We start from the raw sequence: 9,045 nt of genomic DNA on the forward strand, positions 1-9,045 counted from the left end.
GTACGACGCTCACTTCGCCGACGTGTGGCGGTGCCTGGCCCAGGCGGGCAGCGCGAACCAGAACAGCACGTACCAGGCGACGACACCGGCGACCAGCCAGGGCACCACGGAGTTGTCGGTGGCGACCCGCAGCACCAGGGTCAGCGCGGACGTCAGGGTGGCGAGGAGCAGGATCAGACCGATGAAGGTCAGCCGGGACGCCCACACCACCGCCTGCGGCTTGATCCGGCGCCCGGAGACGATGCGGTGGAAGGAGACGGGGCCGATGAGGGCGCCCGTGGTGGTCGAGCCGAGGATCACCGTCACGATGTAGATCATCCGGTCGGTGTCGCCCAGCTCCTGGAAGTGTGGTGTGAACACCACGGTGAGGAGGAAGCCGAACAGGATCTGTACGCCGGTCTGGGCCACCCGTACTTCCTGGATCAGCTCGGTCCACTGGCGGTCGGCGCGCTCGCTCTCCGTCTCGCGGCGACCGTCGTCTCCGTGCCCGGCCCCGGGCTCCTCAGCACACTTACTGTTCGACGCGTTCACGACACCGAGTCTGCCCAGCATTCACACAAACAACAATCTGAGTGATCGCGAGTGGTCACCCACCGCGCAAATGATCGTGGTGCGGGTGATTCGACCGGATGATGCCGGGCAGACGGCTCGCTGAAAAAACGTTGTACCCCACACATGAGGGAGGGCCCCGTGCTGCTGGCACATCCCGCCGTGCTGGAAGACCTGGTCGAGCGCTACAAGGCCTTGGCGGTGCTGCGCGCCGACCAGGGAAGCGCCGCAGCCCGCCAGGAGTTCGAGGACATCGCGTACAGCCTGTGCGTGGCCACCGGCACCAGCGATGTCGACGCGGCGCTGGTGGCAGCCAGCCATCGGCTGCCGGGGGCCAGGGTCATGGACGACTCGCTGCTGTCCGCCTGAGCCGGTCCGTCCGTCGGCGTCCTTCTCTCCGTACGGCCCGGTCTACTCGGCCGGGCCGTACCAGACGGTCGTGGCGTTGCAGAACTCGCGGATGCCGTGTCCCGACAGCTCCCGTCCGTAGCCGGAGCGCTTGATGCCGCCGAAGGGCAGGCCGGGGTGGGAGGCCGTCATGCCGTTGAAGAAGACGCCGCCCGCCTGGAGGTCCCGTACGCAGCGCGCGACGTCGGCGTCGTCGCGGGTCCACACGTTCGAACTGAGGCCGAACGGCGTGTCGTTGGCGAGCGCCACCGCCTCGTCCAGGTCCGCCACGCGGTAGAGCGTGGCCACCGGCCCGAACGTCTCCTCCCGGTGGATCCGCATCCGCGGGGTGATGTCCGCGAGGACGGTGGGGGAGTAGTACCAGCCCCGTTCCTGCTCCTTGGGGCGCTGGCCGCCGCACAGCGCGGTCGCGCCGAGGCCGAGCGCGTCGTCGACGAGTTCCTCCAGATCGTCCCGCCCCTGCTCGCTGGAGAGCGGGCCGACGTCGGTCTCCTCGCTCAGCGGGTCGCCGACGGTCAACTCCCGCATCCCGGCGACGAATCGCTCCCGGAAGGCGTCGTAGACGTCGGTGTGCACGATGAAGCGCTTGGCGGCGATGCAGGACTGTCCGTTGTTCTGCACGCGGGCGGTCACCGCGGTCCGTGCGGCGCGCTCCACGTCGGCGCTCGCCAGTACTACGTACGGGTCGCTGCCGCCGAGTTCCAGGACGGTCTTCTTGATCTCGTCGCCCGCGACGGACGCCACCGAGCGGCCGGCGGGCTCGCTGCCGGTCAGCGTCGCGGCGGCCACCCGGTCGTCGCGCAGGATGGTCTCGACGGCGTCCGAGCCGACGAGCAGTGTCTGGAAGCAGCCCTCGGGGAATCCGGCCCGGCGGAAGAGGTCTTCCAGGTACAGGGCCGTCCTCGGCACGTTCGAGGCGTGCTTGAGCAGGCCGACGTTGCCCGCCATCAGGGCGGGTGCGACGAATCGCACGACCTGCCAGAGCGGGAAGTTCCACGGCATCACGGCGAGCACCACGCCGAGCGGGCGGTAGTGGACGACGGCCCGGGACGCGCCGGAGTCCTCCACGTCGGCTTGTGCGGGGTGCTCGTCCGCGAGCAGTTCCTCCGCGTGCTCGGCGTACCACCGCATGGCCTTGACGCACTTCGCCGCCTCGGCCCTGGCCGCCTTGACGGGCTTGCCCATCTCCGTGGTCATGGTGCGGGCGACGCTCTCGGAGTCCTCCTCCAGGAGGTCGGCGGCGCGGCCGAGGAGCCGGGCGCGTTCCCCGAATCCGGTGGTGCGGTAGCGGCCGTACGCGGCGTGGGCTGCCGCGAGCCGGCGCTCGATCTCCGCGGGCGCGATCGGCTCGAAGGTCTCGAGCGTCTCTCCGGTGGCGGGGTTCACCGTGGCGATGGGCATGCCGTTCCTCCTCGGGACGCCTGGCGCGGCCGGGGTCGTGTGGTGGAGCGGGGTGGCCGGCCTGCCGCCGTTCCACCCTAGGTCGGCGCATGCGCGGGGGCATGCGGAGCGGCGGAGCGCGCCGCCCGCGCGGTCCCTGCGCGGGCGGCGCGCTCCGGACGCCGGTGGGCCGTCAGTCGGTGGACAGGGCCTCCAGGAGCTGTCCGGCCTTGGGGTCGGAGAGCGCGCGGGCGGCGTCGGCGAGCGCCACCATGCCCACCAGGGAGTGCCCGTCGATCACGGGCAGGCGGCGGACCTTGTGGCTCGTCAGGGTCGCGAAGATCTCGTCGACGCTGTCGTCCGCGCCGATCGTCACGGCCTCGCTCTGCGCCAGCTCACCCACGAGCACCTTGGACGGGTCCTTGCCCTTGCCGAGGACCTTCACCACGATGTCGCGGTCGGTGATCACGCCCTTGAGGCGGTTGTCGGTGCCGCAGATGGGCAGGGCCCCGACGTCGAGTTCCGTGAGCTTGGCGGCCGCCTGCATGACGGTCTCCTCGGCTCCGGCACATTCGGCGCCCGGAGTCATGATGTCGCGTGCGGTGGTCACGTGAACCTCCTTGGCGGTCGATGGACGGTCCGGCCCGGTCGCCCCGGGCCGTCTCCACGCTCGGGTGCCCCGCACACAGGGGCAAAACACCCGGCGGCTCACAGACCGAGGTCGGTGAGCCCGGGGTGGCCGTCGGGGCGGCGGCCGAGGGGCCAGTGGTACAGGCGGGCCGACTCCTGGATGGGCAGGTCGTTGATGCTGGCGTGGCGTGCGCGCATCAGGCCGTCGGCGTCGAACTCCCAGTTCTCGTTGCCGTACGAGCGGTACCACTGGCCGGAGTCGTCGTGCCACTCGTAGGCGAAGCGCACCGCGATGCGGTGGTCGGTGTGCGCCCAGAGTTCCTTGACGAGCCGGTAGTCCACCTCGCGGGCCCACTTGCGGGACAGGAACGCGACGATGGCCTCGCGCCCGGCGACGAACTCCGCGCGGTTGCGCCAGCGGGAGTCCGCGCTGTAGGCGAGGGCCACCTTCGCGGGGTCACGGGTGTTCCAGGCGTCCTCGGCGAGGCGGACCTTCTCGATGGCCGACTCCCGGGTGAACGGCGGTACGGGGGGCCGGGTGGGCGTGCTCATGTGTTCCTCCAGGGCTGCGGCGCGGGACGCCCGGGGGAGAACGTACGTTCTCCGCCGAGGTTGGCCACCTTAGGAGAACGTGCGTTCTCCCGCAATGGGGTCGCGGTGGCCCGGCTCGTAGTAGGGTCATCGGAGAACGCACGTTCTCCGACCTCGACCGCCACCACGCCCGCTGACCTGCTCACTCGCTGACCTGCACGGAGACTCGATGGATCTCGCGGAAGCCGAAGCCAGGCTCCTCGACGCGGCGGAGCGGCTGTTCTACGAACGCGGCGTCCAGGCCGTCGGCATGGACCAGGTCCGTGCCGCGTCCGGTGTCTCGCTCAAGCGGCTCTACCAGGTCTTCCCGTCGAAATCGGAGCTGGTCAGGGCCTGCCTCGACCGGCGCGACCGCCGCTGGCGGGCCCGCCTCGCCGCCTACGTGGAAGGGCGGCCGCGGGGCGAGGAGCGTGTCCTCGCGGTGTACGACTGGCTGTACGAATGGTTCACCGAACCGGACTTCCGCGGCTGCGCCTTCATCAACGCCTACGGAGAGCTGGGGGCGATCGACCCCGCGGTCGCCGACGCCGTCAGGGCACACAAGAGCGCCTTCCACGACTACCTCGCCGGTCTGGTGGCCTCCGCCGGGGTGTCCGGGCGGACCGTCGGCCCGCTGGTCCTGCTCGCGGAAGGCGCCATGACGGCCGCCGCGATCTCCGGGTCGCCCGAACCGGCACGTCAAGCCCGGTGCGGTGCGCAGCAGTTGCTGGCCGCGTCGTAAGCTCCGACCCCTCGACATAAGGAGGGGTGATGGCGAAGACGTATCGCATGAATGCCGGTACGCGCGTGATCAACCGCGTGTTCCACACGATGACCCGGCTCGGGATCGGCAAGGGCTACCGGTACAACCTGACGGTCCGCGGCAGGAAGACCGGCCGTTCGTACTCCACGCCGGTCGATGTGATGTCGGCCGGTGACGAGCGCTGGCTCGTGGCGGCCTACGGGGTGAGCGACTGGGTGCGCAACGCGCGCGCCGCGGGGGAGGTGGGGCTCAGTAGGGGCGGCAGATCGCGGACGCTCGGGGTGGTCGAGCTGGGCCCTGAGGAGAGTGTGCCGGTGCTGCGCCAGTACTGGCGTGAAGTGCCGGTCACCCGCGCCTACTTCGACGTGACCGCCGAGTCGTCGGACGAGGAGTTCGCCGCTGAGGTGGCACGCCATCCGGTGTTCCGGCTGGTGCCGCGGGCGTGAGAGCCGGGCGGGCCTGACTGCGCGTCAGGCCCGCCTGGCCGTCGGGTGGGTCGGCTCGTCAGCAGCTCAGGTTCGAGCCCGGCGTGGTGCCCAGGATCTGGGTGAACGCCTTGTAGCGGTCGATGCGGCTCTGCACCTGGGCGGGGTTGCCGCCGTTGCACTCCAGGGTGCCGTTGATCGCGCGGATGGTCTCACCGAAACCGGCGCCGCTGACCATGGCGTGGTGCGGGGTCATGGTGCCCGGTCCGCTCTGGGTGTTCCAGTACCAAAGGCCCGTCTGCCAGGCGATGGACGGGTTCTGCTCCACCAGGTACGGGTTGTTCAGGAGGTCGATGCCAAGGGCGTCGCCCGCCGCCTTGTAGTTGAAGTTCCAGCTGAGCTGGATCGGGCCGCGGCCGTAGTAGGCGGCCTGTCCGGCGGGGCAGCCGTAGGGCCGGGTCTTGTCGCAGTAGTGCGGGTAGTTGTTCTGGTTCTGCTCGACGACGTGGACCAGGCCGCCCGTCTCGTGGCTGACGTTGGCGAGGAACGCCGCGGCCTCCCGGCGCTCGACGGTGTCGCCGCCGGTGTTGGCGAAGGCCGGATACGCCTTGAGCGCGTCGGTCAGGCCCTTGTACGTGTAGAAGGAGTTCCGGTTCGGGAACATCTTGTTGAACTGCGCCTCGCTGACCACGAATCCGGCCGGGTCGGGGTCGCCCGGGTCCGTGCCGCCACCGCAGGTGCCCTGATCCGCCCAGACGTCGGAGCGGCCCGGCGTCTCGTTCTGGGTCCACCACTTGGCCGTCCAGTTGTGCCCGTTGTACGAGGCCGACTTGCCGCCGGTGTAGACGGCCGAGGCGTTCCACGGCGAGGCGCACTCGGCGGCGGACGCCGAGCCGGCGGCCGGACCCAGGACGATCATCGTGCCGACCGCGGCCAGTGCGGCCACGAGGCCGGTGATGCGTTTGATCATGCGACGTCTCCTTACGGGCGGGACGGGGGAATGGGCCCCGTGCCGTCATGGGGGTGCCGGAGACTCAAGCGAACGTGGTCTGTACCTGTCAAGGTCTAGACCAAATCGCGAAGGTAAAACCTGGCGTCCTGCCCCGCGGTGCGGTTTTGACACCCGAAACATGGGATGTTCCCATGTTTGACGGAACGGGGGGAGTGGACGCAAGAAGGAAGGTGCCGACGATGCCGTTGCGCAGCGCCGCGAGGACCAACCTCGTCGACCTGGTCATCGCCCAGATGGAGAGCCTGATCTCCGACGGCGAGTGGAAGGTCGGCGAGAAGATCCCCGCCGAGCCGCTCCTCGTGGAGCAGCTCGCCGTGGGCCGCAACACCGTGCGCGAGGCGGTCCGCGCGCTCGTACACACGGGCCTGCTGGAGCCGCGCCAGGGTGACGGCACCTATGTGCGGGCGAACAGCGACTTCGGCGCGGCCGTGCAGCGCAGACTGCGCAGGGCGGGGGTCCTGGAAGCGTACGAGGTCCGTGCCTGCCTGGAGCGGGACGCCGCCCGCCATGCCGCGCAGCGCCGTACGCAGGAGGACCTCGCGTCACTGCGGGCGGCCCTGGCCGAGCGCGGGCAGGCCTGGGAGAGCGGCGACACGGCGGCGTTCATCGACGCGGACATGGCCTTCCACCGCACCGTCGCCGACGCGGCGCACAACAGCGTCCTCGCCGAGCTGTACGGGCACCTCAGCGACGCCCTGCGCGAGACGCTCCAGTCGGTCGTCGCCGCCCCCGTGGCGGACTCGGTCCGGCACCAGTTCGACGCGCACGAGGCGATCGTCGACGCCATCGAGGTGCGCGACCCCCGGGCCGCCGAGGCCGCGGTGCTCGCGCACCTCGGCGAGGGCATGGCCGCGCTGCGCGAGCAGCCGCTGGACGAGGCCGAACCCGAGACGAACAACTCCGGAGCGGCACATGAGTGAGACGGCACGGCCCGCCGCCGGGGCCACCCAGGACGGCGCCACCGCACCGGCAGACCAGGACCAGGACCCGGGGCCGTCCGCGGTCGCCGGGCGCCGCGCCCTCTACCTCGCCCTCGGCGTCGTCCTCCTCGCACTCAACCTCCGCCCCGCCCTCGTCGCCGTCTCCCCGCTCGCCGACACCATCCGCGACGACAGCGGCATGTCGGCCGCCGCCACCAGCCTGCTCACCGCGCTGCCGCTGCTCTGCTTCGGCCTCCTCGCCCCCGTCGCGCCCCGGCTCGGCCGTCGCTTCGGCATGGAGCGCGCCCTGTTCGGCACCATGGCGCTGATCTGCGCGGGCACGGCGCTGCGCATGCTGGACTCGGTCGTCGCGCTCTTCGCGGGCACCCTCGTCATCGGCGCGGGCATCGCCGTCGCCAACGTCCTGCTGCCCGGCCTGATCAAGCGCGACTTCCCCGCGAAGGCCGGCCTCATGACCGGCCTCTACTCGATGTCACTGTTCGGCGGCGCCGCCCTCGCGGCCGGTGTCACGCTGCCCGTGCAGCAGGCCACCGACATGAACTGGCGCACCACACTGGCCTGTTGGGGCGCGCTCGCGCTCGTCGCGCTGCTCGTGTGGCTGCCGCGGATCCGGTCGCGTACGCGGGTGGGCGCGGCCGCGTCCCGGCAGGCGGCCCATCCCGTACGCGGCCTGTGGCGCTCCCCGCTGGCCTGGCAGGTCACCGCGTACATGGGCCTCCAGTCCCTCAACTACTACGCGGCGACCGCGTGGCTGCCGACCGTGCTCCAGGACGCCGGCATGGCGCCGGGCGACGCGGGCTGGATGCTCTCCTTCTCCTCGCTGCTCGGCATCGCGGGCTCCTTCCTCGCCCCGGTGGCCGTCGGGCGGCCGCTGCGCTCCGGTGCCCTCGCCACACTCGGCGCCGCGCTGTGCGCGCTCGGCTTCGGGGGCCTGCTCGCCGCGCCGGTCGGCGGCGCCTACCTCTGGATGACGCTGCTCGGCCTCGGCCAGGGCGCGGCGATCAGCCTCGCGCTGCTGTTCATCGTGCAGCGCGCGCCCGACGCCCGGCACGCCGCCCAGCTCTCCAGCATGTCCCAGTGCTTCGGCTACATCCTCGCCGCGACCGGGCCGACCGTCCTCGGCGCCGTCCACGACGCGTCGCACAGCTGGACCGTGCCGCTCGTCCTGCTGCTCGTCCTGCTCGTGCCGCAGGTCGTGGTGGGCCTCGGGGCGGCCAGGGACAAACACGTGGCGGGCGTCGGCTGAGCCGGGCGAGCGCCGGGGCCGGGGGACCTGGCATCGCTCGAGGCGGGCTCGGGCAGGATGCCCCCGGTGCGGTTTCCTCACGGCGCACCACGGCGGATCGAGAAGGGTGCGGCAATGACGGATTCGGCCCCCGGGCGACTCGTGGTCTCAACGGCGACGCTCGACGACTGGCGTGTGGTGACGGGGTGGGCGGCGGACGAGGGCTGGAACCCCGGCCTCGGCGACGCCCCCTCGTTCTTCGCGCAGGACCCCGAAGGCTTCTTCATCGGACGCGTCGACGGCGAGCCCGTCTCCGCGGTCTCGGTGGTCAACTACGGGGAGAGCTACGCCTTCCTCGGCTTCTACCTCGTCCGGCCCGACCGGCGCGGGCGCGGTTTCGGCCTCGCCACCTGGCGTGCGGGTCTCGCGCACGCCGGGGGCCGGACCGTGGGCCTGGACGGCGTGCCCGACCAGCAGGACAACTACCGCCGCTCCGGCTTCGCCCGGGAGTACGGCACGCTGCGCTACATCGGCCCGCTCGCCGCCGCCGACGCGCCGGACCGGCACGTGCGTCCCGTCGAGGCCGCGGGCCTGAAAGCGCTTCTGGCGTACGACGGTTCATGCCTGCCCGCGGACCGGCCGCGGTTCCTGGAGAGCTGGCTCGCCGCCCCCGGCCACCGCGCCCTCGCCCGTATCGTCGACGGCAGACTCACCGGGTACGGCGTGCTGCGGCCGGGCCGGGACGCCCTGCGCGTCGGGCCGCTGTTCGCCGACACGCGGGCCGACGCCGAGGCGCTCCTGGACGCGCTGGTCATCGAGGCGGACGGCGCGCCCGTCGCCATGGACGTACCCGAGTCCAACGCGCAGGCGATCGCGCTGGCCGAGGCCCGCGGTATGAAGCCCACATTCGACACGGCCCGCATGTACACCGGCCCCACCAGGGAATTCGCCAAGGACCGGGTCTTCGGGGTGACCTCGCTTGAACTGGGCTAGGGCCTGTCCGGCGGATCATGCCGCGGGCCGCGGGGTCTGGCACCCCGATTTGCGGCGTTGTCGTCGGTTGACAACTCCCCCAAGCTCTCGGCTTCGCTCGAGCAGGGGGCGCCCCCATCGCGTTGCCGCCCTCCTCCGCCTTGCATCTC

At 71.6% G+C, this 9,045-nt stretch carries 11 protein-coding genes; 6 read left to right on the forward strand and 5 right to left on the reverse strand.

Going from position 1 to position 9,045, the window contains the following annotated elements:
* Nucleotides 1-9 precede the first annotated feature (9 nt).
* Complete coding sequence (locus tag IG54_RS0112325) at nucleotides 10-531, reverse strand: DUF6328 family protein (protein WP_037896958.1); 522 nt, start codon at nucleotides 529-531, stop codon at nucleotides 10-12.
* A 159-nt stretch (nucleotides 532-690) separates the two neighbouring features.
* Here IG54_RS0112325 and IG54_RS0112330 point away from each other — a divergent pair, with 159 nt between their 5' ends.
* Nucleotides 691-918 (forward strand): DUF5133 domain-containing protein, encoded by a 228-nt coding sequence (locus tag IG54_RS0112330; RefSeq protein WP_030781432.1) that lies wholly within the window; start codon nucleotides 691-693, stop codon nucleotides 916-918.
* Between the two features lie 42 nt (nucleotides 919-960).
* On the opposite strand, the gene IG54_RS0112335 is transcribed toward IG54_RS0112330, so the two are convergent.
* The 3 genes from IG54_RS0112335 to IG54_RS0112345 all read right to left on the reverse strand — a co-directional run bounded on the left by IG54_RS0112335 (nucleotide 961) and on the right by IG54_RS0112345 (nucleotide 3,519).
* Complete coding sequence (locus tag IG54_RS0112335; RefSeq protein ID WP_030781435.1) at nucleotides 961-2,358, reverse strand: NADP-dependent succinic semialdehyde dehydrogenase; 1,398 nt, start codon at nucleotides 2,356-2,358, stop codon at nucleotides 961-963.
* A 172-nt stretch (nucleotides 2,359-2,530) separates the two neighbouring features.
* The gene (locus IG54_RS0112340; protein ID WP_030781437.1) at nucleotides 2,531-2,947 is read right to left on the reverse strand and encodes a CBS domain-containing protein; all 417 of its coding nucleotides are present in this window, start codon (nucleotides 2,945-2,947) and stop codon (nucleotides 2,531-2,533) included.
* A gap of 98 nt (nucleotides 2,948-3,045) precedes the next feature.
* A complete protein-coding gene (locus IG54_RS0112345; RefSeq protein ID WP_030781440.1) occupies nucleotides 3,046-3,519 on the reverse strand; it encodes a DUF1348 family protein in 474 nt (157 codons plus the stop codon).
* A 208-nt stretch (nucleotides 3,520-3,727) separates the two neighbouring features.
* Between IG54_RS0112345 and IG54_RS0112350 the strand changes: the two genes are divergently transcribed.
* Complete coding sequence (locus IG54_RS0112350; protein WP_030781443.1) at nucleotides 3,728-4,279, forward strand: TetR/AcrR family transcriptional regulator; 552 nt, start codon at nucleotides 3,728-3,730, stop codon at nucleotides 4,277-4,279.
* 29 nt (nucleotides 4,280-4,308) lie between these two features.
* Complete coding sequence (locus tag IG54_RS0112355) at nucleotides 4,309-4,746, forward strand: nitroreductase family deazaflavin-dependent oxidoreductase (RefSeq protein ID WP_030781447.1); 438 nt, start codon at nucleotides 4,309-4,311, stop codon at nucleotides 4,744-4,746.
* A gap of 58 nt (nucleotides 4,747-4,804) precedes the next feature.
* On the opposite strand, the gene IG54_RS0112360 is transcribed toward IG54_RS0112355, so the two are convergent.
* Nucleotides 4,805-5,695 carry a glycoside hydrolase family 19 protein gene (locus IG54_RS0112360; RefSeq protein WP_030781450.1) on the reverse strand — a complete coding sequence of 297 codons (891 nt, stop codon included), beginning with the start codon at nucleotides 5,693-5,695 and terminating at the stop codon, nucleotides 4,805-4,807.
* Between the two features lie 221 nt (nucleotides 5,696-5,916).
* On the opposite strand from IG54_RS0112360, the gene IG54_RS0112365 reads away from it, so the two are divergent.
* From IG54_RS0112365 to IG54_RS0112375, 3 genes are all read left to right on the forward strand, one after another.
* Entirely contained in the window at nucleotides 5,917-6,657 is a 741-nt protein-coding gene (locus IG54_RS0112365; RefSeq protein WP_051819455.1) for a FadR/GntR family transcriptional regulator, read from the forward strand.
* Nucleotides 6,650-7,924 (forward strand): CynX/NimT family MFS transporter, encoded by a 1,275-nt coding sequence (locus IG54_RS0112370; protein ID WP_030781456.1) that lies wholly within the window; start codon nucleotides 6,650-6,652, stop codon nucleotides 7,922-7,924. The genes IG54_RS0112365 and IG54_RS0112370 overlap by 8 nt, the downstream gene beginning before the upstream one ends.
* A 114-nt stretch (nucleotides 7,925-8,038) precedes the next feature.
* Entirely contained in the window at nucleotides 8,039-8,896 is an 858-nt protein-coding gene (locus IG54_RS0112375; RefSeq protein WP_030781459.1) for a GNAT family N-acetyltransferase, read from the forward strand.
* Nucleotides 8,897-9,045 lie beyond the last annotated feature (149 nt).

Origin of the sequence: Streptomyces sp. NRRL S-920 (assembly GCF_000717945.1) — a bacterium.
Classification (GTDB): domain Bacteria; phylum Actinomycetota; class Actinomycetes; order Streptomycetales; family Streptomycetaceae; genus Streptomyces; species Streptomyces alboniger.

Bases quoted from the DNA above. Each gene is read 5' to 3' on its own strand.
- IG54_RS0112335 (WP_030781435.1), bottom strand. From the start codon at position 2,358: ATGCCCATCGCCACGGTGAACCCCGCCACCGGAGAGACGCTCGAGACC.
- IG54_RS0112345 (WP_030781440.1), bottom strand. From the start codon at position 3,519: ATGAGCACGCCCACCCGGCCCCCCGTACCGCCGTTCACCCGGGAGTCG.
- IG54_RS0112350 (WP_030781443.1), top strand. From the start codon at position 3,728: ATGGATCTCGCGGAAGCCGAAGCCAGGCTCCTCGACGCGGCGGAGCGG.
- IG54_RS0112355 (WP_030781447.1), top strand. From the start codon at position 4,309: ATGGCGAAGACGTATCGCATGAATGCCGGTACGCGCGTGATCAACCGC.
- IG54_RS0112360 (WP_030781450.1), bottom strand. From the start codon at position 5,695: ATGATCAAACGCATCACCGGCCTCGTGGCCGCACTGGCCGCGGTCGGC.
- IG54_RS0112365 (WP_051819455.1), top strand. From the start codon at position 5,917: ATGCCGTTGCGCAGCGCCGCGAGGACCAACCTCGTCGACCTGGTCATC.
- IG54_RS0112370 (WP_030781456.1), top strand. From the start codon at position 6,650: ATGAGTGAGACGGCACGGCCCGCCGCCGGGGCCACCCAGGACGGCGCC.
- IG54_RS0112375 (WP_030781459.1), top strand. From the start codon at position 8,039: ATGACGGATTCGGCCCCCGGGCGACTCGTGGTCTCAACGGCGACGCTC.